The organism is Streptomyces xanthochromogenes (assembly GCF_014650455.1).
Taxonomy (GTDB): Bacteria; Actinomycetota; Actinomycetes; order Streptomycetales; family Streptomycetaceae; genus Streptomyces; species Streptomyces xanthochromogenes.
This window is the reverse complement of the sequence record NZ_BMUZ01000005.1, coordinates 463,250-488,695: the sequence shown is the minus strand read 5'-3', so window position 1 is coordinate 488,695 and position 25,446 is coordinate 463,250. Positions and strand designations below refer to the sequence as shown.

Annotated in this window: 20 protein-coding genes; 14 read left to right on the top strand and 6 right to left on the bottom strand. The window is 71.5% G+C overall.

Annotated features, from left to right (window positions below; all coding sequences use genetic code 11):
• Positions 1–39 precede the first annotated feature (39 nt).
• The 3 genes from nhaA to IE267_RS16330 form a co-directional block, all read right to left on the bottom strand.
• Complete coding sequence (gene nhaA, locus IE267_RS16340; protein WP_189763702.1) at positions 40–1,434, bottom strand: Na+/H+ antiporter NhaA; 1,395 nt, start codon at positions 1,432–1,434, stop codon at positions 40–42.
• Positions 1,435–1,723: 289 nt separating this feature from the next.
• Positions 1,724–3,739, bottom strand: coding sequence for an acetate--CoA ligase (gene acs / locus IE267_RS16335; RefSeq protein ID WP_189763701.1), 2,016 nt, complete (start codon positions 3,737–3,739; stop codon positions 1,724–1,726).
• Between the two features lie 137 nt (positions 3,740–3,876).
• Positions 3,877–6,204, bottom strand: coding sequence for a SulP family inorganic anion transporter (locus IE267_RS16330; protein ID WP_167158951.1), 2,328 nt, complete (start codon positions 6,202–6,204; stop codon positions 3,877–3,879).
• Positions 6,205–6,486: 282 nt separating this feature from the next.
• On the opposite strand from IE267_RS16330, the gene IE267_RS16325 reads away from it, so the two are divergent.
• A complete protein-coding gene (locus tag IE267_RS16325; protein ID WP_161256333.1) occupies positions 6,487–7,782 on the top strand; it encodes a polysaccharide deacetylase family protein in 1,296 nt (431 codons plus the stop codon).
• Here the strand turns inward: IE267_RS16325 and IE267_RS16320 are convergent.
• The gene (locus IE267_RS16320; protein WP_189763700.1) at positions 7,760–8,758 is read right to left on the bottom strand and encodes an ATP-binding protein; all 999 of its coding nucleotides are present in this window, start codon (positions 8,756–8,758) and stop codon (positions 7,760–7,762) included. The two genes, IE267_RS16325 and IE267_RS16320, sit on opposite strands and share 23 nt — an antisense overlap.
• A gap of 102 nt (positions 8,759–8,860) precedes the next feature.
• On the opposite strand from IE267_RS16320, the gene IE267_RS16315 reads away from it, so the two are divergent.
• Positions 8,861–9,679: a Fic family protein gene (locus tag IE267_RS16315; protein WP_189763699.1), complete on the top strand. Its 819-nt coding sequence runs from the start codon at positions 8,861–8,863 to the stop codon at positions 9,677–9,679.
• A gap of 426 nt (positions 9,680–10,105) precedes the next feature.
• On the opposite strand, the gene IE267_RS16310 is transcribed toward IE267_RS16315, so the two are convergent.
• On the bottom strand, positions 10,106–10,939 hold the full coding sequence (locus tag IE267_RS16310) for an HAD family hydrolase (protein ID WP_167158957.1): 834 nt from the start codon (positions 10,937–10,939) through the stop codon (positions 10,106–10,108).
• A 467-nt stretch (positions 10,940–11,406) separates the two neighbouring features.
• On the opposite strand from IE267_RS16310, the gene ssd reads away from it, so the two are divergent.
• The 7 genes from ssd (at position 11,407) to IE267_RS16275 (ending at position 16,815) form a co-directional block, all read left to right on the top strand.
• Entirely contained in the window at positions 11,407–12,510 is a 1,104-nt protein-coding gene (gene ssd / locus IE267_RS16305; protein ID WP_229861226.1) for a septum site-determining protein Ssd, read from the top strand.
• Positions 12,507–13,736, top strand: coding sequence for a TadA family conjugal transfer-associated ATPase (locus tag IE267_RS16300; protein ID WP_167158961.1), 1,230 nt, complete (start codon positions 12,507–12,509; stop codon positions 13,734–13,736). Before ssd ends, IE267_RS16300 begins: the two co-directional genes overlap by 4 nt.
• Positions 13,737–13,747: 11 nt before the next feature.
• Positions 13,748–14,632 (top strand): type II secretion system F family protein, encoded by an 885-nt coding sequence (locus IE267_RS16295; protein WP_167158963.1) that lies wholly within the window; start codon positions 13,748–13,750, stop codon positions 14,630–14,632.
• Positions 14,629–15,459 carry a type II secretion system F family protein gene (locus tag IE267_RS16290; protein WP_229861225.1) on the top strand — a complete coding sequence of 277 codons (831 nt, stop codon included), beginning with the start codon at positions 14,629–14,631 and terminating at the stop codon, positions 15,457–15,459. Before IE267_RS16295 ends, IE267_RS16290 begins: the two co-directional genes overlap by 4 nt.
• Before the next feature lie 174 nt (positions 15,460–15,633).
• Positions 15,634–15,867 carry a DUF4244 domain-containing protein gene (locus tag IE267_RS16285; protein ID WP_161249324.1) on the top strand — a complete coding sequence of 78 codons (234 nt, stop codon included), beginning with the start codon at positions 15,634–15,636 and terminating at the stop codon, positions 15,865–15,867.
• Positions 15,854–16,234 carry a TadE family type IV pilus minor pilin gene (locus IE267_RS16280; protein ID WP_189763698.1) on the top strand — a complete coding sequence of 127 codons (381 nt, stop codon included), beginning with the start codon at positions 15,854–15,856 and terminating at the stop codon, positions 16,232–16,234. The genes IE267_RS16285 and IE267_RS16280 overlap by 14 nt, the downstream gene beginning before the upstream one ends.
• Before the next feature lie 248 nt (positions 16,235–16,482).
• A complete protein-coding gene (locus tag IE267_RS16275; protein WP_268251553.1) occupies positions 16,483–16,815 on the top strand; it encodes an Rv3654c family TadE-like protein in 333 nt (110 codons plus the stop codon).
• Here the strand turns inward: IE267_RS16275 and sftH are convergent.
• Positions 16,757–19,234, bottom strand: coding sequence for a DEAD/DEAH box helicase (gene sftH, locus IE267_RS16270; RefSeq protein WP_189763696.1), 2,478 nt, complete (start codon positions 19,232–19,234; stop codon positions 16,757–16,759). The two genes, IE267_RS16275 and sftH, sit on opposite strands and share 59 nt — an antisense overlap.
• A 79-nt stretch (positions 19,235–19,313) precedes the next feature.
• On the opposite strand from sftH, the gene IE267_RS16265 reads away from it, so the two are divergent.
• The 5 genes from IE267_RS16265 to IE267_RS16245 all read left to right on the top strand — a co-directional run bounded on the left by IE267_RS16265 (position 19,314) and on the right by IE267_RS16245 (position 25,334).
• Complete coding sequence (locus IE267_RS16265; RefSeq protein ID WP_053728100.1) at positions 19,314–19,667, top strand: STAS domain-containing protein; 354 nt, start codon at positions 19,314–19,316, stop codon at positions 19,665–19,667.
• A gap of 104 nt (positions 19,668–19,771) precedes the next feature.
• Positions 19,772–20,218, top strand: a complete 447-nt coding sequence (locus IE267_RS16260; protein ID WP_167158971.1) for an ATP-binding protein — start codon at positions 19,772–19,774, stop codon at positions 20,216–20,218.
• A 282-nt stretch (positions 20,219–20,500) separates the two neighbouring features.
• Positions 20,501–22,894 (top strand): sodium-translocating pyrophosphatase, encoded by a 2,394-nt coding sequence (locus IE267_RS16255; protein ID WP_189763695.1) that lies wholly within the window; start codon positions 20,501–20,503, stop codon positions 22,892–22,894.
• A 168-nt stretch (positions 22,895–23,062) separates the two neighbouring features.
• Complete coding sequence (locus IE267_RS16250; RefSeq protein WP_167158973.1) at positions 23,063–23,740, top strand: small secreted protein; 678 nt, start codon at positions 23,063–23,065, stop codon at positions 23,738–23,740.
• Positions 23,741–23,834: 94 nt separating this feature from the next.
• Positions 23,835–25,334 (top strand): DUF7059 domain-containing protein, encoded by a 1,500-nt coding sequence (locus IE267_RS16245; protein WP_189763694.1) that lies wholly within the window; start codon positions 23,835–23,837, stop codon positions 25,332–25,334.
• Positions 25,335–25,446 lie beyond the last annotated feature (112 nt).

The following is a 25,446-nucleotide window of genomic DNA, read 5'->3' as shown; positions in this document are numbered from 1 at the left end:
TCCAACAGGTCCTACCAGTCCTACAGGTCCGTGGTCAGATCATGCCGGACCGTCGCCGTCGTCGCGCCCCGCCCCCGCCACTTGCGCCAGCCTGCGGTGTTCGGCGGCCTTGTTCTCGTAGATCGTGGCCATCCGCAGGTGGTACTCCGGCTTGCCCAGTTCGTACATGTCGGGGATGCCGTCCTGGTCCTCGTCGCGCTCCTCGTCCTCGACGAGCGCCTGGTACTTGCGCACCCGCAGCTTGAGCAGCACGGAGGCGAGGATCGCGGCGGTCAGCGAGCCCACGAGGACGGCCGCCTTGACCTCGTCGGTCAGCTGGTCCTGGCCGGCGAAGGCGAGTTCGCCGATGAGCAGCGAGACCGTGAAGCCGATGCCGGCGAGCGAGGCGACGGCGAAGACGTCGGGCCAGGCCAGGTCGTCGTTGAGCTCCGCCTTGGTGAAGCGGGCGGCGAGCCAGGTGCCGCCGAAGATGCCGACGGCCTTGCCGACGATCAGGCCGAGGACGACGCCGAGCGTCTCGGGCCGGGTGAACACATCGGCCAGGGTGCCGCCGCTGATGCCCACGCCGGCCGAGAACAGGGCGAAGAGCGGCACCGCGAGGCCGGCCGACACCGGCCGCACGAGGTGCTCGATGTGCTCGCCCGGGGAGTGCTCCTCGCCCTCCTTGCGGTGGCAGCGCAGCATCAGACCCATCGCGACACCGGCGATGGTGGCGTGGACGCCGCTGTTGTACATCAGGCCCCAGACGACGAGCGCGAGGGGGATGTAGATGTACCAGCCCCGTACGCCCTTCCGGAGCAGCAGCCAGAAGACGGCGAGCCCGACGACGGCTCCGCCGAGGGCGGCGAAGTTGATGTCGCTGGTGAAGAAGACGGCGATGATCAGGATCGCGAACAGGTCGTCGACGACGGCCAGCGTGAGCAGGAAGGCGCGCAACGCGGAGGGCAGCGAGGTCCCGATGACTGCGAGCACGGCCAGCGCGAACGCGATGTCCGTAGCGGTCGGGACGGCCCAGCCGTCAAGGGATCCGTTGCCGAAAACGTTGACCAGTGCGTAGACGAGTGCCGGGACGGCCATGCCGCAGAGGGCCGCGATCACGGGCAGTGCGGCGGCCTTGGGGTCGCGCAGCTCGCCCGCGACGAGTTCACGCTTGAGCTCGATGCCGGCGACGAAGAAGAAGATGGCGAGCAGCCCGTCGGCCGCCCAGTGCTGTATGGAGAGGTCGAGCCCCAGGGAGCTGATGCCCAGATGGAAGCCGCGGACCGACTCGTAGCTGGAACCCAGAGTGTTTGCCCAGATCAGGGCGGCGATCGCGGCCACGAGCAGGAGGACGCCACCGACGGTCTCGGCGCGCAGCGCCTCTGCGACGAAGTTGCGCTCGGGCAGCGAGAGACGGCGCAGGAACTTCGGCTTGCTGGGTGTGGGTGTGGCCACGGGGGCGACCTCCGGTCGGTTCGGCGGGCATGACTGAGCTCGTTGCCGACCAGACTTCCCGGCGCACCTGACCTTCTTGTCGCGTCATTGACGCTTTCCTTACTTTACCTAACTTTACCGAGCGGTGCGTCGTCTGGGTGTATCCGGTGATCATCACCCTAGGGGCACGGCGGTCGTACGGCGCGCGAGAAGGGCCCGACCGGGCGGGTTCGGAGAGGGGCCCGACCGGTCGGGTACGCGAAAGGGCCCGGCCGCACGTGCGACCGGGCCCCTCGGGCGACGGCTGTGGTCAGTCCTCGGTGGAGGCGCTGGGCAGCTTGGTCTGGATGAGGTCCATGACCGAGGAGTCGGTCAGGGTGGTGACGTCGCCCAGCTCGCGGTTCTCGGCGACGTCCCGGAGCAGGCGTCGCATGATCTTGCCGGAGCGGGTCTTGGGCAGTTCGGCGACCGGCAGGACGCGCTTGGGTTTGGCGATGGGGCCGAGCGTGGAGCCGACGTGCGCCCGCAGTGCCTCGACGAGGCCCTCGTCGTCGGCGTCGGCCGTTCCGCGCAGGATCACGAAGGCGACGATGGCCTGCCCGGTCGTCTCGTCGGCGGCGCCGACCACGGCGGCCTCGGCGACCGCGGGGTGCGAGACCAGGGCGGACTCGACCTCGGTGGTGGAGATGTTGTGGCCGGAGACGAGCATGACGTCGTCGACCCGGCCGAGCAGCCAGATGTCGCCGTCGTCGTCCTTCTTGGCGCCGTCGCCCGCGAAGTACTTGCCCTCGAAGCGCGACCAGTAGGTGTCGATGAAGCGCTGGTCGTCGCCCCAGATGGTGCGCAGCATGGAGGGCCACGGCTCGGTGAGGACGAGGTAGCCGCCTCCGCCGTTGGGCACCTCGTGGGCCTCGTCGTCGACCACGGTGGCACTGATGCCGGGCAGCGCGCGCTGGGCGGAGCCGGGCTTGGTCTCGGTGACACCGGGCAGCGGCGAGATCATCATCGCGCCGGTCTCGGTCTGCCACCAGGTGTCCACGATCGGGCACTTGTCGGCGCCGATGTGCTTGCGGTACCACATCCACGCCTCGGGGTTGATCGGCTCACCGACCGACCCCAGGACCCGCAGACTGCTCAGGTCGAACTTCGCGGGGATGTCGTCGCCCCACTTCATGAACGTACGGATCGCGGTGGGCGCGGTGTAGAGGATGCTCACGCCGTACTTCTGGACGATCTCCCAGAACCGGCCCTGGTGCGGGGTGTCGGGGGTGCCCTCGTACATGACCTGGGTCGCGCCGTTGGCGAGCGGCCCGTAGACGATGTAGGAGTGCCCGGTGACCCAGCCGATGTCGGCGGTGCACCAGTAGACGTCGCTCTCGGGCTTCAGGTCGAACACCGCGTGGTGGGTGTACGCGGCCTGGGTGAGGTAGCCGCCGGATGTGTGCAGGATGCCCTTGGGCTTACCCGTCGTGCCCGACGTGTACAGGATGAACAGCGGGTGCTCGGCGTCGAAGGCGGTGGGGGTGTGCTCCACCGACTGGCGGGCGACGATGTCGTCCCACCACACATCGCGGCCCCCGTCCCACGCCACGTCCTGCCCGGTGCGGCGTACGACGAGGACGTGCTCGACCTGCGGGCAGCGGGCGACGGCGTCGTCGATGGCGGGCTTCAGGGCGGACGGCTTGCCCCTGCGGTAGCCGCCGTCGGCGGTGATGACGAGCTTGGCGTCGGCGTCCTGGATGCGGGAGGCGACGGCGTCGGCCGAGAAGCCGCCGAAGACCACGGAGTGCGCGGCACCGATCCGGGCGCAGGCGAGCATCGCGACGGCCGCTTCGGGGATCATCGGCAGATACACCGCGACCCGGTCGCCTGCCTGAACACCCAGCTCGGTCAGGGCGTTGGCGGCCCTTGACACCTCGTCCTTGAGCTCGGCATAGGTCAGCGAGCGGCTGTCGCCGGGCTCGCCCTCGAAGTGGATGGCGACCCGGTCGCCGTTGCCGGCCTCGACATGGCGGTCGACGCAGTTGTACGCGACGTTCAGCTTGCCGTCGGCGAACCACTTCGCGAACGGCGGGTTCGACCAGTCAAGGGTCTCGGTCGGCTCGGTGGCCCAGGTCAGGCGCCGGGCCTGCTCGGCCCAGAAACCCAGCCTGTCCGCCTCGGCCCGCTCGTACGCCTCCGCGGTCACGTTGGCATTCGCGGCCAGCTCGGAAGGCGGCGCGAACCGCCGCTCCTCCTTGAGCAGGTTGGCCAGGCTTTCGTTGCTCACGACATCTCCCTTTCCCAGGGCGTCCTCTGTGCGTATGTGTCCCGGGCCATAGCTCATCAGGCCAGGGCCCGGGTGACAAGGGCCTCCAGGAAATTGGTTTAGACCTATAGAGGTTCCTGGTCACCGCCATGACGCGGGTACGGCCTCTCCCCGGGGTGGGAGAGGCCGTACGCGGTCGGACGGGTGCGCCGGGTTCAGGCGTGCGTGTCCTCCAGGAGGTTGACGCCGACACCCTCGAAGACCTCTTCGTGGTCGTCCGCGGACAGCAGATAGGCCTGCGCCTCGCCGACGTGGAAGTACATCCCGTTCAGCGCCAGGGTGCCCGCCGCGAGCGCGCGAGCCACCGACTCGTGCTGCCGCAGATGGTCCAACTGCTGGACGACATTGGTCAGGCAGAGCTGCTCCACGGCGTCCGCGGGCAGCCGCCCGGCGATCCTGGCCCAGGCGTGCCGCCGGCTCGCCATCCGCTCCAGGCTCGGCCGGCCGTGCCGCAGCCAGCGGCGCAGCGGCGTCATCGGCGCGTCGGGCCTGCCGTTGAGCAGCGCCTGCATGGCACCGCAGCCGGAGTGCCCGCACACGGTGATCGACTGGACCTGGAGGATGTCCACGGCGTACTCGATGGCCGCGGCCACCGAATCGTCGGCGCCCGGCGCGCCCTCGGCGCCCGGCGGCGGCACCAGGTTGCCGATGTTGCGGACGGTGAACAGGTCGCCCGGACCGCTGGAGGTGATCATGCTGGTGACCAGGCGGGAGTCCGCGCAGGTGATGAAGAGCTGCTGCGGGCGCTGGCCCTCACGGGCGAGCCGGGCCAGCTCGTCGCGCACCAGGGGAGCGGTGTTGCGCTGGAACGAGCTCAGCCCGCTGGCCAGTTGGTGGCCGTGCGTGCGCTGCGGCGGCTGGTCGTGGCAGTGGTGGTTGCGCCACGGCGTCCACGGGCGGCAGCAGCTCTGCGTGGCGGAGGCGGGCTCGGCGACCCTGGCCCCCGCGCGCCCGGTCGTCCGCACCGTGCCGCCGCGCGCGCGGTGCGTGTCCTGCCAGCTCTGCAATGCCTCGAAGGCGGCGTGATCCATGAATGACCCGTCCAACTCCACGATCGTGTCGGCTCCTTGGGGAACATGGCCGAGCGCCCGGGTGAGCCGGGGCACGGCGAGAAACGTCAACTGGCCGCGGGCCCGCACCAGATAGGTGCCGTCGGCCTCCTCCTGGGTGATGATCCGGGTGCGCGAGAGCCGGTGCAGCGCGACGGCCACGGCCACCGCGATTCCCAGCAGCACTCCTTGCAGCACCCCGAGCACGAGCACTCCGCCGATGGACGCCACGTAGACCAGGAATTCGCGGTGTTTGTGGACGTTGCGGATGTGCGCGAAGTTGACCATCTGGATGCCGACCATCATGACGAGCGCGGCGAGCGCGGCCAGCGGGATCCACTCCAGGACGGTCACGAGCAGCCCGGCGGCGAGCAGCACCCACACGCCGTGCAGCACGGTCGAGGCCCGACTGGTCGCGCCGGCCCGGACGTTGGCGCTGCTGCGCACCGCGCCGCCCGAGACGGGCATGCCGCCGAGCAGCCCGGACACGGCGTTGGCGATGCCCTGGCCGCGCAGTTCGCGGTCGAGGTCGGCGCGCGGGACGGTGCTGCCCGGCCGCTCGGCGGCCAGCCGGTCCACGGCGACCGCGGACAGCAGCGACTCCAGACTCGCGACCAGCGTCACGGTGAGCACCGCGGTGAGAATCCCGAGCACCGGGCCGTGCGGCATCTCGGGCAGGACGTGCGAGCTCCAGGAGGGCAGTTCGACGCGGGCGATCCGGGGCGCGGCGAAGGCGGCGACGCCGGTGGCCACCACCACACAGGCCAGCGCGGCCGGGATGCGCCGCAGCGCTCCTCCGATCCGTCCGGGAAGGCGCGGCCACAGCAGGAGGACGGCGAGGGTCAGTGCCCCGATGAGCGGCGCGGCGGGGCGCACCTGGGCCAACTGGTCCGGCAGGGCGAGGGCGTTGTCCACGGCGGAGCTCTGCGGGGAGCCGCCGAGGACGATGTGGAGCTGGGCGAGCGCGATGGCGGCTCCGATGCCCGCCAGGGTGCCGTGCACGATGGCGGGGCTGACCGCGAGCGCGGAGCGTGCCGCTTTCAGGGAGCCCAGGGCGACTTGGAGCAGACCCGCGCCCACGGTGATGGCACAGGTGGTGCGCCAGCCGTAGGTCTGGATCATCTCGGCGGACACCACGGTCAGTCCGGCCGAGGGCCCGCTGATGAGGAGCGGGGAGCCGCCGAGCAGTCCGGCGACGATTCCGCCGATGCCGGCGGCGACGAGGCTGGCTTCCAGGGGCGCGTTGATGGCGACGGCGAGCCCGAGCGACATCGGAACGGCGAGCAGGAAGACGGTGATGGACGCCGACAGATCGGCGCCCCCGATGCGAAAACGGCGGCCCGAACCGTCTTTGCCGGACGACGATCGACTCGGTCGTCGGAGGCGGGGCGGGCGAGCTGGGGGCTGGGCGCGAGTGGGTACGCAAGCAGGCATGTTTCCCGTCTCCTCCGGGGCAGCGCGGTCGCGGAACGTGGGGTCGCGGCCGTGGGTCACGGCAGTGCAGCGGCGGGATTCTCAACTCTCGGTAAACGAATCGTAATGCAGAGTAAAGCGACTTACTTCGCATTTAGGGCATACGGGGCAACGATTCACTCCAGAGGGTGAATAAAACGCTTTTCGTGCGGCTTGTCGTACCTTCGGCGTTCAGCCCCCGTGCGACTTTTGCGGCGCCGTGACGGCATTCAACGCACATAACTGCAAGGAAGAGGTGGGCGGATGATCGCCGCCACGCACGCCACCAAGAGGATCGCCGCCGGCGTCATCGCCGCGGCCCTGGCCGTCGGAGCCGCGGGCTGCTCCTCCGACACCACCCCGGCCAAGCCGGGCACCCCGGGCCGGCAGGGCGCCGCCGCCCCCAATCTCACCCCGCACCTCATCGGGGACGGCTCGACCGCCTACACCGGGCTGCAGCCGCACCTGCTCAAGGCCCAGAAGCTGAAACCGGGCCAGCAGCCGCCGCAGTTCGTGGTGTTCTCCTGGGACGGTGCCGGCGAGGACAGCCAGAAGCTCTTCTCGCACTTCCGCCAGGTCGCCAAGGAGTCCAACGCGACCATGACGTACTTCCTGAGCGGCGTGTACATGCTCCCGGACGCGAAGGCGAAGCTGTACACCGCGCCCAAGCACTCCGCGGGCACCTCGGACATCGGCTTCAACGACCTCAAGGGAATCCAGGACACCGTCACCCAGCTGCGCGCGGCGTGGCAGGAGGGCAACGAGATCGGCACCCACTTCAACGGCCACTACTGCGGGCCCGACGGCGGCGTCGGCACCTGGTCGGTGGACGAGTGGAAGAGCGAGATCGCGCAGGCCAAGTCCTTCGTGAAGAACTGGAAGACGAACTCCGGCCTGAAGGCGGAGGAGGCGCTTCCGTTCGACTACGACAAGGAACTCGTCGGAGGCCGCACACCGTGCCTGGAGGGCCGCAAGAACTTCGTGACGGCCGCGGGCCAGTTGGGCTTCCGCTACGACACCAGCGCCGTCAACGACCAGATCTGGCCGAAGAAGAACGACAACGGTGTCTGGGACCTGTCGATGCAGCTGGTGCCGGTCCCTGGCCGGGGCTTCGAGACCCTGTCCATGGACTACAACTTCTACATGAACCAGTCCAACGCGATGACCGGTGACGCCGATCAGCACGAGTACTGGGGCAACCAGATGCGCGACGGCCTCCTCCAGGCCTTCGACCGCTCCTATGCGGGCAACCGCGCCCCGTTGATCGTCGGCAACCACTTCGAGTCCTGGAACGGCGGCGCCTACATGAAGGCCGTCGAGGAGACCATCAGGACGGTCTGTGTGAAGCGTGACGTGCACTGCGTCTCGTTCCGCCAGCTCGCCGACTGGCTGGACGCGCAGGACCCGGCGGTGCTCGCCAAGTTCCACTCGCTGAAGGTGGGCGAGGCGCCGAACGGCGGCTGGGCAGCCCTGGAGGGCGCCCAGCCCGCGGCCCCGGCGAAGCCGGTGGCCCCGCTGAAGCCGGCGGAGCCCGCCGTCAGGCAGGCTGCGGCTCACTGACCTCGTCGAGCAGCCGCTCGCTGAGCACGAAGGCCGGGTCGACCTGCGCGGCCAGGTCGGCCCCGGTCTTCGCATTGCCCCAGCTCTCCGCGTTCTTCAGGTGGAAGTGCACCATCTGCCGCGTGTAGCGGTCCCAGTCGCGGTTCCCGTACGAGTCGTCCGCGGCGTTCTGCAGTGTCTGCAGGGCCAGTCGGTTGTCGGCCTCCAGGAGCTCGAAGCGGGACGGGCGGCCCTTCTCCATGGCGCGCACCCAGTCGGAGTGGCCCACCGTGACCAGGAGGTCGTCGCCGACCTCGGCGCGCAGGAAATCCGTGTCGTCCTGGCTCTGCACCTTGTTGCCGACGACCTTGAGGGCGATCCCGTAGTCCCGGGCGTACTCCTTGTACTGGCGGTAGACCGAGACGCCCTTGCGCGTCGGCTCGGCCACCAGGAACGTCATGTCGAAGCGCGTGAACATGCCCGAGGCGAACGAGTCGGAGCCCGCCGTCATGTCGACGACGACGTACTCGTCCACGCCGTCCACCAGGTGGTTCAGGCACAGCTCCACCGCGCCGACCTTCGAGTGGTAACAGGCCACGCCGAGGTCGGACTCGGTGAAGGGCCCGGTCGCCATCAGGCGGATGTCCCCGTCGTCGAGGGCGACCCGCCGGGCGCACGCCTCGTACACCGGGTTCGCCTCGCGCACCCGCAGCAGCCGGGAGCCGTGGCCGGGCGGGGTCGTCTTGATCATCGTCTCGGTGGAGGCGATCCGCGGGTTGGTGCCGCGCAGGTACTCCTTGATGAGTGGCAGGTGCGCGCCCATCGCGGGCAGCGCGGCGGCCTCCTCGTCGTCGAGCCCGAGAGCGGCCCCGAGGTGCTGGTTGATGTCGGCGTCGACCGCTACGACGGCGGCCTCGTTGGCGGTGAGGTGGCGGATGAAGAGCGAGGACAGCGTCGTCTTGCCGCTGCCGCCCTTCCCCACGAAAGCGATCTTCATGTTCACCAACGGTAATCGCATGGTGGCGTTAAGTATGCGAGGCGAGTGAAGAAGACCACTCGAAGGTGGGGCGCGGCTTGCGGACGCGTAGCCTCCTTACCTATGAGTACGAACGCCGCTGACCCTCTTGTCGCCCTCGGCGGGCTGCCGGGCGTCCCGGACGCCGTGGACTCCGTGCGCAAGGCCGTGGACCGGGTCTACGGGCACCGCGTGATGCGGCGCCGCAGCAACGAGATCACCTCGGAGGCGGCGCTGCGCGGGGCCCGCGGCAGCGCGGCCCTGTCCGGCGCGGACTGGGCCCTGGAAGAGGTGCGGCGGCGCACCGACTTCGGCAGCGAGCCCGAGGCCCGCACGGTCGGCGCGGCCCTGCGGCTGACCGCCGAGGCGGGGCAACTCCTGTCCATCTGGCGGCAGTCGCCCCTGCGGGTGCTGGCCCGGCTGCATCTGGTCGCGGCAGCGGACGCCGGTGGCGCGGTGGGGCGGCCGCGGCTGGCCGGTGAATCCGTGGACGAGCCCCTGATCGAACTCCCGCTGCCGGATGCGGACGAGGTCGCGGGCCGCCTCGAGGGGCTCTCCCGGCTGATCATCGCGGGCGGTTCGGCCCCGGCACTCGTGACCGCCGCCATCGTGCACGGCGAGCTGCTCGCGCTGCGGCCCTTCACCTCGCACAACGGGCTTGTCGCGCGCACCGCCGAGCGGATCGTGCTGATCGGCAGCGGCCTCGACCCCAAGGCGGTCTGCCCCTCCGAGGTGGGCCACGCGGAACTCGGCCGGGCGGCCTACGCGGCGGCGCTCGACGGGTACGTCTCGGGTACCCCGCAGGGGATGGCGGCCTGGATCACCCACTGCGGCAGGGCTGTGGAGCTGGGTGTGCGCGAATCGACGGCGGTGTGCGAGGCGCTCCAGCGCGGCGCGGCCTAGGCGGCCAACTCCGCCCGCGGGGGCGGGAAAAGGGTTGCGGCGGTATCGATGTCCGATACCGCCGCTGGCATGTTCACCGTGTTACCAAGCGTCCTCGAATTTTGCCCATCAGGCCGGGATTCTCTGCCCGTTCACCTGGTGCGGCTGGCCCGTAATCGACGGGTCGACGTCGCGTGGGTGCTCGATGTTCATGCTCGGTCCGTGGGGCCTTTGTTGCGTAGAAGGTGATCCTCTCGGATGTCCCAGGTCTCGCGGGCCGTTGAGTCCTTTCTACTCCCGTACGGCGAGAAGCGAAACCCCTGACCACAGTTCTTTACTTTTAGGTTCAAACAGGGGTGAAACGGGCGTCTGTTTTGCGATGTTCGCAAGAGCCGAGCCGCCACCCCGGCCGCCGAGGGTGCTCCCGGAATGCGTTGCCGAGCCGGCTCACGCGACCCGGGCCTCGCGGCGGCGGCTGGCGTACCAGACCACGGCGGCGGTGGCGGCGGCCGCGCCGGCCGCCGCCACCAGCAGCGCCGAGCGCGGAGGCATCTTGATGGCGGGCAGCCGTTGCTTGAGGCTGACCGGCTTGCTGAAGACGAGAACCGGCCATTGTCGGGTGGTCGCTTCGCGGCGCAGCGCCCGGTCCGGGTTGACGGCGAAGGGGTGGCCGACGGACTCCAGCATGGGGACATCGGTCGCCGAATCGCTGTAGGCGTAGCAGCGCGCCAGGTCGTACCCCTCGGACGCAGCCAGCTCCTTGACGGCCTCGGCCTTCGTCGGCCCGTAGGCGTAGTACTCCACGTCTCCCGTGAAGCAGCCGTCGTCGCCGACCACCATCCTGGTGGCCACCACCCGGTCGGCGCCCAGCAGTTCGCCGATCGGCTCGACGACTTCGGCGCCCGAGGTCGACACGATCACCACGTCCCGCCCCGCGGCGTGGTGCTCCTCGATGAGGGAGGCGGCCTCGTCGTAGATGATCGGGTCGATCAGGTCGTGCAGGGTCTCGGCGACGATCTCCTTGACCTGCTGGACGTTCCAGCCCTTGCAGAGGGCGGACAGATACTCGCGCATCCGCTCCATCTGGTCGTGGTCGGCGCCGCCCGCGAGGAATACGAACTGCGCGTACGCGGTGCGCAGTACGGCGCGGCGGTTGATCAGCCCCCCTTGATAGAAGGACTTGCTGAACGTCAGCGTCGACGACTTGGCAATGACTGTCTTGTCCAAGTCGAAGAAGGCGGCGGTGCGCGGCAACGAGTGGTTTTCCACGAGCCCGAGCATAGGCGCCCACCATTCGGCGTAAGCTGAGGCGCGTGGGTTTGCCTGAGAAGGCTCTCGGGTACACCATGGAAGTCACGGATCGTTCGCGACCGTGCTAACCCGGTCCGGCTCCTCCCCCCCCCGAGTCAGACCGTGGGGACGACCCCCGCTCTCCCCCCCGGCGGGGGTCGTCGCATGTCCGGATGCCTTTTCGGCCCTTGGATCCGATCGTCGTCCCCCTCCCTCCTGTTTCCGCGCACTCGCGTGTGCAGCGCTCCCCTGCCCGAGACTCGTAACTCAGCGTAGTCGATTCGCTGCGCTCCGGAAGTCGCCGGTATGGGTGAACGGGATATTCACAACGCCGATGTTGTCCACAGATTTCGATCAAGATCCACATTATTTCGAGCCTCCCTCCACCGTGATTCCAGCCGCGAAGTCCGCGGATGCAGGAATCGCACGGAGAGGGGCCGGAAATGGTGGACGGAGTCATGGCTTCCGAACGACCGCCGGGTGCGGAAGGCCGACGCGGCGGACCGCTGATCGTGACCGAGGACGAGGAACTGCTCGACGATCTGCTGCGGCTGTGCGCGGCCGCCGGCACCGAGCCCGAGGTCTGCCACGGGATGCCCGACCGCAGGGGCGGCTGGGAGAGCGCGCCCCTGATCCTGGTCGGTGACGACGCGGCGCCCCGGCTGCTCGGCGCGGCCCGCAGGCGCGGGGTGCTCCTGGTGGGCCGGGACCAGGACAGCCCCGGGGTGTGGCAGGCGGCGGTCGAGCTCGGCGCGGACCATGTGCTGCGGCTGCCCGACGCCGAGCCGTGGCTCGTCGACCGGATCGCGGACGCGGCCGAAGGTGTGGGCCGCCCCGCCCTGACCGTCGGAGTGATCGGCGGGCGCGGCGGCGCCGGGGCCTCGACGCTGGCCTGTGCCCTCGCGGTGACCGCCGCCCGCTCGGGTCGGCGCACCATGCTGATCGACGGGGACCCGCTCGGCGGCGGCCTCGATGTGCTGCTCGGTGGGGAAGGGGCCGAGGGTCGGCGCTGGCCGGATTTCGCCGCTTCACGCGGGCGGGTCGCGGGCGGAGCCCTGGAGGAATCGCTGCCGCACCTTCACCAGTTGAGGGTGCTCAGCTGGGACCGCGGGGACTCCGTGGTGATCCCGGGCGAGGCGATGCGGGCCGTGCTCGCGGCGGCCCGTCGGCGTGGCGGAGTCGTCGTGGTGGACCTGCCGCGTCGGGTCGACGACGCGGTGGTCGAGGCGCTCGCCCAGCTGGACCTGGGCCTGCTCGTGGTCCCGGCCGAGCTGCGCGCGGTCGCGGCGGCGGGCCGCGTCGCGGCATCGGTCGGCATGGTGCTGCGCGATCTGCGCGCAGTGGTACGCGGCCCGTACGCGTCCGGACTCGACGAGCAGTGGGTGGCCGCTGCCCTGGGCCTTCCCCTGGCGGGTGAACTCCCGGTGGAATCAGGATTGCTGGAGGCACAGGAGGGCGGGGCTCCGCCGGGGAGCGAGGCACGGGGGGCACTGGCCAGATTCTGTACCGCCTTCTGGGACCAGGCACTGGCCGGAGGCCTCACCGGTGGAGCGGCGTCATGAACGCGGGCCGACCCCCCACGGGAGTGCCGACGCCGGCCGGAGCGTCGGCCCGGCCCGCGGGAGGTGCCGTGCGGGGCGCCGGGCCGCCCCTGCTCGACGCCGTACGGCAACGGCTCGCCGAGAGCGGGGCCGAGCCCACACCGGCCAGGGTCGCGGCGGCCCTGCGCGCACAGGGTCGGCTGCTCGGTGACGCCGAAGTGCTCGGCGGCGCCCAGGAACTGCGGTCCGAGCTGGTGGGGACCGGGCCCCTGGAGCCTCTGCTCGCCGACCCCGACGTGACGGACGTTCTGGTCTCCGCACCCGACCGGGTGTGGGTCGACCGGGGCGCCGGGCTGGAACCGACCGGGATCCGCTTCGCCGACGCCGTTGCCGTGCGCCGGTTGGCCCAGCGCCTCGCGGCGGTGGCGGGACGCAGGCTCGACGACGCCCGGCCCTGGGTCGACGCCCGCCTCCCCGACGGCACCCGGATGCACGCCGTCCTCGACCCGATCGCGGTCGGCTCGGCCTGCCTCTCCCTTCGGGTGGTGCGGCCCCGGGCGTTCTCGCTCGCCGAGCTGACCGCGGCCGGAACGGTGCCGCCCGGCGGCGAGCGGCTGCTGCGGGCCCTGATCGAGGCCCGGGTGTCGTTCCTGGTGAGCGGCGGCACGGGCACCGGAAAGACCACGCTGCTCTCGACCCTGCTCGGCCTGGTCGGCCAGGGCGAACGGATCGTACTGGCCGAGGATTCGGCCGAGTTGAGGCCCGACCATCCGCATGTGGTGCGCCTCGAATCACGGCCCGCCAATCAGGAGGGCGCGGGCCTGGTGACCCTGCGGGATCTGGTGCGCCAGGCGCTGCGGATGCGACCCGACCGACTGGTGGTCGGAGAGGTTCGGGGCGCCGAGGTGACCGACCTGCTGGGCGCCCTGAACACGGGACACGAAGGAGGATCCGGCACGGTCCATGCCAACTCGGCCGCCGATGTGCCCGCCCGTCTCGAAGCGCTGGGCACGGCGGCCGGGCTCGACCGGGCCGCGCTGCACAGCCAGTTGGCCGCCGCGCTCTCGGTGGTCATCCACCTCGTACGGGACCGGGCCGGGCAGCGCCGGATCGCCGAGGTGCGCGTCCTGGAGCGGGACGGGGCGGGCCTGGTGAGGACGGTGCCCGCGCTTCGGTGGGGCGCCGCGGGATTTGTGCGCGACTCGGGCTGGGAGCGGCTGAGGGCGCTGATCGGGGGTGCGTGGTGACCGGTCCTTCGATGGGACTGCCTACGTGGGCTGCGCTGTGCGCGGGGGCGGCGGCATGGCTGTGGATGGGCCAGGACCAGGGGATGCGCCGGGCCCGGCTGATGTTCGCGGGCGCCGGAGGCGGGGGTGGCCGTGGGGGTACGCCCGACGCGGGAGCCGCGTTCAGGGCGTCGCCGCTCGGGCGGTGGCTCGAGAAGGAGCGGCGCCGGGCGGGCCGGCGGATGGAGTGGCTGTGCCTTCTGGCGGGTCTGGTGCTCGCCCTCCTGGGCGGGTCGGTCCTGCCGCTGGTGGCCGGGGCGGTCGCGGTGCCCCTGGTGGGCAAGCGACTGCGGGCCCGGGAGCATGAGCGGGCCAAGGCGCGGCGGGCCGACGAGGTGATCGCCTGGTGTGCCGCGGTGGCCGGAGAGCTGCGGGCGGGCCGCCAGCCCGGCCGGGCCCTGGCCGCGGCCGCCCGGGACACGGCGGCCCTGGGCGCGGCGACGGCGCCGGTGGTGGCGGCCGCCGCGTTCGGCGGTGATGTGCCGGGCGCGCTGCGCGAGGCGGCCAGGGAGCCGGGCGCCGAGGGCCTGGCCGGGGTCGCCGCGTGCTGGCAGGTCGCGGTGGACGGCGGTGCGGGGCTCGCCTCCGGCCTTGAGCGCCTGGAAGGGGTGCTGCGGGCCGAGCGGGAGCAACAGGAAGCGCTGCGCTCCGAGTTGGCGGGCCCGCGCACCACGGTGCTGCTGCTCGCGTTCCTGCCGGCCCTGGGCCTCGTGCTCGGCACGGCGATGGGCGCGAGCCCGCTGAAGGTGCTGCTGCACAGCGCGGCCGGGTTCGGGTGCCTGCTGGTGGCCGGAGTGCTGGAGGCGGCCGGGGTGTGGTGGGCCGCGCGGATCGTGCGGGCGGGGGAGGACCGATGACCCCGAGCGGGCCGGATGCCGTCCATGGCCTGGCGGCCTCGTTCGGGCCGGACGTTGTCCACAGGCTGGGGGCAGTGGTGGGGGTGGCCGCCCTCGTCCTGTGGACGGCGATGGGCGTGGCCAGGCGCCGCGAGGAACACACGATGCGGCGCCGGATGGCCGCACTGCTGGCCCTTGAGGCGCTGCGCCCCCGCCCGCGCCGCCGCTGGAGCCCGGCGTGGACGGCCCGCGTGCGGCAATGGGCGCCGCCGCTGGGGGCGTTGGCGGCCGGATACGTCCTGGTCGGCGGGGCCGGGGGCGTGCTGGCGGGCCTCTCTGCGGCGTACGGAGCGTGGAGGTGGGTGCGGCGGCGCAGGGCTCAGGGGGACGGCGCCGAGGTGCGGCGGGCCGCGACGCGCGAACTGCCGCTCGCGGCGGATCTGTTGGCCGCCTGTCTCGCAGCCGGAGCCGGGCCGGGTGAGGCGGCGGGAGCGGTTGGCGCCTCACTGTCCGGACCCGTCGGCGCACGCCTCGGGCAAGTGTCGGCCGAGCTCCGGATGGGCGGCGAGCCGGTTGTCGCGTGGGGGCGGCTGGGGGCGATACCGGGGGCGGCGGAGCTGGCCCGCTGCCTTGAGCGGGCCGCCTCGTCCGGGGCCCCCGCGGCCGCCCCCGTCGCCCGGGTGGCCGAGCGCTGCCGGGCCGAACGAACCCGCCGGTCATCGGCCCGGGCCCGGCGCGCGGGCGTGCTGATCACCGGCCCGCTGGGCCTCTGCTTCCTGCCCGCGTTCCTGGCGGCCGGGGTGGCCCCGGTGGTGATCGGCCTCGCGGGCGGGCTGCTCCGGCGGTGAGCAGTGCTGCGTGAACGAGCAGCCGGTCCACGCGCAGCCGGTCCACGCGCAGGCGGGGGACGGCCTCCGGGGGACACCGCGGCGAGAGAGCTCAAAGGCCGCCGAACCGGAAACGGGCGGCTGATCAGACGAACGGCTGAGCAACAGACATATCCAGAACGGGAGTTGAGGGTCATGAACGCAATCGTGAATCGGCAGATGGACGCCACTGTGCGGCGGATGCGGCGCTGGAATCTCACCGTGCGGCGCCGGGTGCGGGGCGACGCGGGGATGTCGACGTCGGAGTACGCCGTGGGGACGCTGGCGGCCTGCGCCTTCGCGGCGATCCTGTACAAGGTCGTCACCAGCGACGGGGTCGTGACCGCACTGACCGGCCTGGTGACCAGGGCGCTCGATGTGCAGTTCTGAGCGCGACGGCGGGCGGCACCGCGGGGACCGGGGGTTCGTCACGGCCGAGACCGCCGTGGCGATTCCGGCCCTCGTCGGCTTCGCGCTCGCCCTGCTCTGGGCGCTCACGGCGGCCTCCGCGGAGATCCGCTGCGTGGACGCGGCCAGAGCAGGGGCTCGCGCGGTGGCCCGCTCCGAGCCGGAGGCCGTCGCCTTGGCGGCGGCCCGGTCGGCGGCGCCGCGGGGCGCCACCGTCACCGTGCGGCGGACCGGAGAGCTGTGGCGGGTTCGGGTGGAGTCCCCCACGCCGGGGCCGCGCCGGCTGTCCGTGACGTTGAGCGCGGAGGCGGCGGCCCTGACCGAGGACACGGCGGGGGAGGCGTTGTGAACGGGCGGCCGTGGAGCCCCGCGGGGCTCCGACGCATACGGGACCGTGCCGACCGCCCGGCGGCGATCGGGAGGTGCGTCGACCGGGTCGCGGTGATGGTGAAGGCCGCCAACCGACTTATTACGGGAGGGAGTTGTGAGGGCCGCCGGATCGCGGGGAGGGGGTGGGGCCACCGGCGCATCGCGGGGAGGGGGTGTGGCCACCGGCGCATCGCGGGCGGAAGCCGCGGCGACCGGGGTTCCGCCACCGTGTGGGTGGCGCTGACCGCCGCCACGATGTGCGCGGTGTTCGCGGCCGTGCTGTGCCTCGGCCAGGCGATCGTCGCCCGACACCGGGCCGGCTCGGCCGCCGACCTGGCCGCGCTCGCGGCGGCCGACCGGGCTCTGTGGGGCGCGCCGGACGCCTGCGCCAAGGCCCTTGAGGTGGCCCGGGCGCAGGGCGCGGAGCTGGTGCGCTGCACGGTGACCGGGGAGATCGCCGACGTACGGGTCCGGGCGAGGCTCGGCCCGTACGCCCCGAGCGTCAGGGCCCGGGCGGGGCCGGCTCCGGCTCCTGCGGGGCTCCCCGCAGGAGTTCCGTGAGGAGGCGGACGGCGCCGCGCTTGTGGAGGGGGTCGTTGCCGTTGCCGCACTTGGGCGACTGGATGCACGACGGGCAGCCCGTCTCGCACTCGCAGGACGCGATCGCCTCGCGCGTCGCGGTCAGCCAGCCCGCGGCCGTGTGGAAGGCACGTTCGGCGAAGCCGGCGCCGCCGGGGTTGCCGTCGTACACGAAGACCGTCGGCAGCAGGGTGTCCGGGTGCAGCGGGATGGAGACGCCGCCGATGTCCCAGCGGTCGCAGGTGGCGAAGAGCGGCAGCATCCCGATGGAGGCGTGCTCGGCGGCGTGCAGGGCGCCGCCGAGGATCTCCGGGTTGATCCGGGCGGCATCGAGCTGGTCCTCGGTGACCGTCCACCACACGGCACGGGTGCGCAGGGTGCGGGGCGGCAGGTCGAGCTTGGTCTCGCCCAGCACCTCGCCGGTGATCAGCCGGCGACGCAGGAAGGAGACGACCTGGTTGGTGACCTCGACGGAGCCGTAGCAGAGGCGGCCGGCTCCCCACGGGATCTCGGTGTCGGTGGTCAGGACGGAGATGGAGGTGGTGTCCCTGGCGACGGTCGAATAGGGCGGGCTGGCCTCTTCGACGAGGGCGGCGGAGTCCTCCAGGTCCAGGTGTTTCACCAGGTACGTACGGCCCTGGTGAAGGTGGACGGCGCCGTCGTGGACGGCGGTGTGGGCGGCGGACGCGTCGACCGTGCCGAGCAGCCGCCCCGTCGAGGCCTCGACGACCTGGACCGGGCGGCCGCCCCCGCCCCGGATGTCGGTGAGGTCGGCGGCCCGCTCGCGGCGGGTCCAGAACCATCCGTTGCTGCGCCGCCGCAGCAGCCCCGCCCGCTCCAGCTGCGGCAGGAGCTCCGGGCTCGCGGGCCCGAACAGCTCCAGGTCGGCCTCGGTGAGCGGCATCTCGGCGGCCGCCGCGCACAGGTGCGGGGCGAGGACGTACGGGTTGTCCGGGTCGAGCACGGTGGACTCGACGGGCTGCTGGAACAGCGCCTCGGGATGGTGGACGAGGTAGGTGTCCAGCGGGTCGTCGCGGGCGATCAGGACGGCCAGGGCCCCCTGGCCCGAGCGCCCGGCCCGGCCGGCCTGCTGCCACAGCGAGGCCCGGGTGCCCGGGTAGCCCGCGATGAGGACGGCGTCGAGGCCCGAGACGTCGATGCCGAGTTCCAGGGCGGTGGTGGCGGCCAGGCCCAGGAGCTCGCCGGAGTGCAGGGCCTGCTCCAGGGCGCGGCGCTCCTCGGGGAGGTAGCCGCCCCGATAGGCGGCGACACGCCGGGCCAGCGTCCGGTCGACCTCGTACAGACGCTCCTGGGCGATGACGGAGATCAGCTCGGCACCGCGCCGGGAGCGGACGAAGGCCACCGTGCGGACGCCCTGCACGGCCAGGTCGGTGAGGAGGTCGGCGGTCTCGGCGATGGCCGTGCGGCGCACCGGCGCGCCCCTCTCGCCGGGGAGCTCGGTGAGCGGGGGCTCCCACAGCGCGAAGACCAGCTCGCCGCGCGGGGACGCGTCGTCGGCGACCTCGACGACCGGCAGGCCGGTCAGGCGGCCCGCCGCGAGGGCGGGCTCGGCGGCCGTGGCCGAGGCGAGCAGGAAGACCGGATCGGAGCCGTAGCGGGCGCACAGGCGGCGCAGCCGGCGGATCACCTGGGCGACGTGGGAGCCGAAGACGCCGCGGTAGGTATGGCACTCGTCGATGACGACATAGCGCAGGGAGCGCAGGAAGGAGGACCACCTGGGGTGCGAGGGCAGGATGCCCAGATGCAGCATGTCCGGATTGGTGAGGACGTAGTTGGCGTACTGGCGTACCCATTCGCGTTCCTCGACCGGGGTGTCGCCGTCGTACACGGCGGGCCGGATAGCGTTGCCCAGCGGAGCCGCGAGGGCCTTCACGGAGCGGCGCTGGTCGGCGGCCAGGGCCTTGGTGGGGGCGAGGTAGAGGGCGGTCGCGCCCCGGCCGTTCGGGGCCTCGGAGCCGTCCAGGAGGGTGCTGAGGACGGGCGCCAGATACGCCAGCGACTTGCCGGAGGCGGTGCCGGTGGCGATCACGACCGACTCGCCGTTCAGGGCGTGCTCGGCGGCGGTGGCCTGATGGGCCCAGGGGTGCTCGATGCCGGCGGCCTCAATGGCGTTGATCACTTCCGGGCGGATGAGGTGCGGCCAGACTGCATGACGGCCCGCACGCGGGGGCAAGTGCTCCGTATGAGTGATGCGCGCAGCCCGGCCCACCCCTGCGGTGAGCCGGTCGAGGACCGTGCCGGGGTCGGGTCGTTCACCCGTGCTGTCGGCGGGTGTTCTGGGGCGGTGATTCCTGGCCATCGGCACCGAGTGTGTCACTGGCGTAGCGGACAATGGTCCCAAGGCGTCGTGCATGGCTGCTGGTAAGTGATTGAATGCCATCGCGGCTGGCGATCCGTTCTCTGGCTCCGCCGGGGAGTCTCAGGGGGCGGCCGCTCGATAGCAAGGTGCTGGAGGATCCGTGGACCTGTCCCTGTCGACTCGCAATGTGTCCGGGCCTGGTGGCGACCGTACGGTCGTCGAGGTCGGTGGCGAGATTGATGTGTATACCGCGCCCAAGCTGCGCGAGCAGTTGGTCGAGTTGGTGAACGACGGCAGTTACCACCTGGTCGTCGACATGGAAGGCGTGGACTTCCTCGACTCCACCGGCCTGGGCGTGCTCGTCGGTGGGCTCAAGCGCGTGCGCGCGCACGAGGGCTCGCTGCGCCTGGTCTGCAACCAGGAGCGCATTTTGAAGATCTTCCGGATCACGGGACTCACCAAGGTGTTCCCGATCCACGGCTCGGTCGACGAGGCCGTCAACGCGACCGACTGACGGGGCCGTCCTTCGACGGCTCCGGAGGAAGGACAGGGGCGCCGGGCGGCACTGTGGCCCGGGGCCCCTGAGATGTACGCCCGTACGTTCGAGGGGGATCGCCCATGGCCACCGTTGAACTCCGTTTCAGTGCCCAGCCCGAACACGTCAGGACGGCCCGTCTGGTGGCGGCCGCCGTGGCGCGCCGGGCCGGGGTCGACGAGGCAGTGCTCGACGAGGTCAGGCTCGCCGTCGGCGAGGCGTGCAGCCGTGCTGTCGGGCTGCACCGTTCGCACGGCATCGACGCCCCCGTCCATGTCGTCCTGACCGAGGAGGAGAAGCTGTTCTCCATCGAGGTCGGCGACGAGGTGCCGGGATCGGGCGGCGGTGCCTCGGCGGTGCCGGGCGTCCGTGCCTCGGGCCCCGAAGACGAGAGCGACGACGGCGCGGAGGACGAAATGGGCCTCGCTGTCATCAGCGGTCTTGTGGATGATGTGGAGGTCACCTCCGGCGAGTCCGGGGGCATCATCCGGATGAGCTGGCCGACCACACCGGCCACGGTGCTTCCCTGATCCACATTTCTTCGATATTGAGACGGGCCCTGCTGAGCAGGGCCTTTTTCATTTTCTGAGCCAGATTTCGGCCGCCGCCCGTGGATCGTTCCCGGCCGTTCCTAGATCGCTGATCAAGCGTCAATGCTTTTGCCCCATTACCGCTTTCGGGGGCATTTTCGTGACCGGATCTCTCTCTGGTGAGCGGATGAAGGTCAATTCCATTTGCGGCGCCCTGTTTTGATCGTGTCCCGCTACCTACAATCCGTCCACATCTTGAGCTCTGAGCGTCAAGGAGGACGAATGGCGGGGCTCTTCAACCCAACGGAACTCGACCACCGCACATCCCTGGCCGCCGCGGTACTGACCGACGGCAACCGGACGATCGTGATCGTCATCGCGGCTGTCGCGCTGGCGGCCCTGATCGTCGCCCAATTGCTGGTACGCCAGGTCCTCGCCGCGGGCGAGGGCACCGATTCGATGAAGAAGATCGCGGCGGCCGTCCAGGAAGGCGCGAATGCCTATCTGACCCGGCAGTTGCGCACCCTCGGCATCTTCGCCGTCGTGGTGTTCTTCCTGCTGTTCCTGCTGCCGTCCGACAACTGGTCGCAGCGTGTAGGGCGTTCCGTGTTCTTCCTGATCGGCGCCGTGTTCTCGGCGACGACGGGATACATCGGGATGCGTCTCGCCGTGCGCGCGAATGTGCGCGTTGCGGCAGCCGCCCGAGAGGCCACTCCCGCCGAGGGCGAACCCGAAAGGGATCTCACCACGGTCTCCCACAAGGCCATGAAGATCGCTTTCCGTACGGGCGGCGTCGTCGGCATGTTCACGGTGGGCCTCGGCCTGCTCGGTGCCTCCGTCGTCGTGCTCGTGTACGCGGCCGACGCGCCCAAGGTCCTGGAGGGCTTCGGACTGGGCGCCGCGCTGATCGCCATGTTCATGAGGGTCGGCGGCGGCATCTTCACCAAGGCCGCCGACGTCGGCGCCGACCTGGTCGGCAAGGTCGAGCAGGGCATCCCCGAGGACGACCCGCGCAACGCCGCCACCATCGCGGACAACGTGGGCGACAACGTCGGCGACTGCGCCGGCATGGCAGCCGACCTGTTCGAGTCGTACGCCGTGACCCTGGTCGCGGCACTGATCCTCGGAAAGGCGGCGTTCGGCGACTCGGGCCTCGCCTTCCCGCTGATCGTCCCGGCGATCGGCGTGGTCACCGCGATGATCGGCATCTTCGCGGTCGCCCCGCGGCGCGCCGACCGCAGCGGGATGTCGGCCATCAACCGCGGCTTCTTCATCTCCGCGGTGATCTCGCTCGCCCTGGTGGCCGTCGCGGTCTACGTCTATCTGCCGTCCTCGTACGCCAAGTTGAACGGGGTCACGGACGCCGTCATCAAGACGCACGACGGCGACCCGCGCATCCTCGCCCTGGTCGCGGTCGCCATCGGCATCGTTCTCGCGGCCCTGATCCAGCAGCTGACGGGGTACTTCACCGAGACCACCCGTCGTCCCGTCAGGGACATCGGCAAGTCCTCGCTCACCGGGCCCGCCACCGTCGTACTCGCGGGCATCTCCATCGGGCTCGAATCGGCCGTCTACACCGCCTTGTTGATCGGTCTCGGTGTGTACGGGGCCTTCCTGCTCGGCGGCACCTCGGTCATGCTCGCGCTGTTCGCGGTGGCACTGGCCGGCACCGGTCTGCTCACCACGGTCGGCGTGATCGTCGCCATGGACACGTTCGGCCCGGTCTCCGACAACGCCCAGGGCATCGCGGAGATGTCCGGCGACGTCCAGGGGGCGGGCGCCCAGGTGCTCACCGACCTGGACGCCGTGGGCAACACCACCAAGGCCATCACCAAGGGCATCGCCATCGCGACGGCCGTCCTCGCCGCCGCGGCGCTCTACGGCTCCTTCAAGGACGCCATCGCCACGGCCGTGGGCGACGTCCACGCCAAGGCGAACGAACTGACCTTGAGCATGGACATCTCCCAGCCCAACAACCTGGTCGGACTGATGCTGGGAGCGGCGGTCGTCTTCCTCTTCTCGGGGCTCGCGATCAACGCCGTGTCCCGGTCGGCCGGTGCCGTGGTCTTCGAGGTGCGGCGGCAGTTCCGCGAGCACCCCGGGATCATGGACTACACCGAACAGCCGGAGTACGGACGGGTCGTCGACATCTGCACGAAGGACGCGCTGCGCGAACTGGCCACCCCCGGCCTGCTCGCGGTGCTCGCGCCCATCGCCGTCGGCTTCACCCTCGGCGTCGGCGCGCTCGGCTCCTACCTCGCGGGCGCGATCGGCACCGGCACGCTGATGGCGGTCTTCCTCGCCAACTCGGGCGGCGCCTGGGACAACGCCAAGAAGCTGGTCGAGGACGGCCACTTCGGCGGCAAGGGCAGTGAGGCCCACGCCGCCACCGTCATCGGCGACACCGTCGGCGACCCCTTCAAGGACACGGCAGGTCCGGCGATCAATCCGCTGCTCAAGGTGATGAACCTGGTGGCGCTCCTGATCGCGCCGGCCATCGTCAAGTTCAGCTACGGCGACGACGCGAACCCGCTCGTCCGGGGCATCGTGGCGGCGCTCGCCATCCTCGTCATCATCGGCGCGGTGTACGTGTCGAAGCGGCGCAGCGTGGCCGTGGGTGACGACGGCAACAACGAGCGGGTCGCGAAGCCCGCGGACCCGGCGGTGGTTTCGTAACCGTCCAGGCGGCAAAGAGCGGGCGGGCGGTGGGCTTTGACACACCGTCCGCCCGTTCTGCTTGGTGCAAATGGCTGCAATAGGGGGCAGATCACACGGACGGCAAGCGATTGTCGCCCACTTGGCGTGTATGTTCCGGGGCCGAGAGCCTTGGAAGGGACCAAACCGGTGAACAAGAAGCTTGCAGCCGCACTGTCCGGCGGTGCGGTACTGATCCTGACGTTGTCGGGCTGCAGCGACGACTCCAGCAAGAAGGTCGACGACTGGGCGAAGACCTTCTGCAGCACGGCCCAGCCCCAGTTCAAGAAGATCACCGACGCCAACGCCGCGATCCAGGCGCAGACGCGTGACGACAGCAAGCCGGCCGACGTGCAGAAGACCGACTCGGCCGCCTTCCAGCAGATTTCGGATGCCTACAAGGCGCTGGGCGCTGCCGTCGACAAGGCAGGCGCCCCGCCGGTCAAGGACGGCGCCGCCACCCAGCAGGAGGCCGTCAAGGAGCTGAACGCCTCCTCCGTGTCGTACGCGAACCTGAAGAAGAAGGTCGACGCGCTCAACGCCGGCGACCAGGCGGCGTTCGCCAAGGGCCTGGAGGACATCGCGACCGAGCTCGGCAAGATCAGCTCGACCGGTGACGCCTCGCTGAAGAAGCTGGAGGCCGGCGACATCGGCAAGGCCATGCAGAAGCAGCCCGGCTGCCAGAAGCAGACGCCGTCCGCCCCCGCTTCGGGCGCGGGTGCGCCGGCCGACGACTCGGCCTCGCCGTCGGCGTCGGCCTCGCCCTCGGGTTCCGCGTCGCCGTCGGGCTCCGCCTCGCCCTCGGCTTCGGAGAGCCCCAAGTCGTAGCCCGTACGCGTCTCACACGTGGCCCGGCCCCCATCAGGGGCCGGGCCACGGCCGTGATGGGGTGATTGTCGGAGGCACCGGCCACAATGGCGGAGTGAGTACGACCAGTCTTCCCGCGCCCCATCACGCAGCCCGCCTGCGCGACGCCCTGCTCGCCGCCGCCTTCACCGCCGACGGCCTGCTCGACCTCCTTGGAGCGCCCGCGTACGCGGCGCTGGCCCGCAGCGAGACCGTCCCCGCCCTGCGCGCCACCCGGGGGCAGGGACCGCTCGACACGCTGGTGCGGCTGTTCCTGCTCCAGCGGCCCGTCGGGTACGAGAGCGCCCGCGCGGCCCTGCCGCTCGACGAGGCCCTCGCGGACGGCTGGGTGGTGCGCGCGGGCGACGAGGTGCGCGCCACCGTGGACGTGCGCCCCTACGGCGGTCCGGAGGGGCAGGACTGGTTCATCGTGTCCGACCTCGGCTGCGCGGTCGGCGGTGCCGGCGGCGCGAGCGGGCGCGACGAAGCGATGGTGCTCGGCGTCGGCGGCGCCTCCACCACCCTGGCCGGCATCACGGTCCGGCTGCCCGCGGGCTCCGCCCTCGACCTCGGCACCGGCTCCGGCATCCAGGCGCTGCACGCCGCACAGCACGCCACCCGCGTCACCGCCACCGACCTGAACCCGCGCGCCCTCGACTTCACCCGGCTCACCCTCGCCCTGTCGGGCGCGCCGGAGGCCGAGCTGCGCACGGGCTCGCTGTACGCGCCGGTCGGCGAGGAGACGTTCGACCTCATCGTGTCCAACCCGCCGTTCGTGATCTCGCCCGGCGCCCGGCTCACCTACCGGGACGGCGGCATGGGCGGGGACGATCTGTGCCGCACGCTCGTTCAGCAGGCGGGGGAGCGGCTCAACCCCGGCGGATACGCCCAGTTCCTGGCCAACTGGCAGCACGTCGAGGGCGAGGAGTGGCAGGACCGGCTGCGCTCCTGGGTGCCGCGCGGCTGCGATGCCTGGATCATCCAGCGCGAGGTCCAGGACATCACCCAGTACGCCGAGTTGTGGCTGCGCGACGCCGGGGACCACCACAGCGACCCGGCCCGTTACGCGGAGCGCTACGAGGCGTGGCTCGACGAGTTCGAGGCGCGCAGGACCACGGCGGTCGGCTTCGGCTGGATCACCCTGCGCCGCACCGACAGCGACCGCCCGTCCATCGTCGCCGAGGAGTGGCCGCACCCCGTCGAGCAGCCGCTCGGCGACGCGGTGCGCGGCCACTTCGAGCGGCAGGACTATCTGCGCCGGCACGACGACGCGGCGCTGCTCGCCGACCGGTTCCGACTGGCCGACGAGGTGGTGCAGGAGCAGGTGGGCCTGCCGGGCGCCGAGGACCCGGAGCACGTGGTGCTGCGCCAGAACCGCGGCATGCGCCGGGCCACCAAGGTGGACACGGTGGGCGCAGGCTTCGCCGGCGTCTGCGACGGCGAGCTGCCCGCCGGGCGGATTCTGGACGCGATCGCCCAGCTGATCGACGAAGACCCGGTGCTGCTGCGGGACCGCACACCCGAGGCCATCCGTCTCCTGGTGGAGCAGGGCTTCCTGGAGCCGGTGAGGGAGTGAGCCGAGGCCGAACTCCCGCCCCGGGCAGGGCCCTTCGCGCCCGGGGGTGACCGGCCGGGCGCCTCGGCCGGTCACCCGGTGAAGCCGAGCGGACGAAGCCCGTACGACGGGT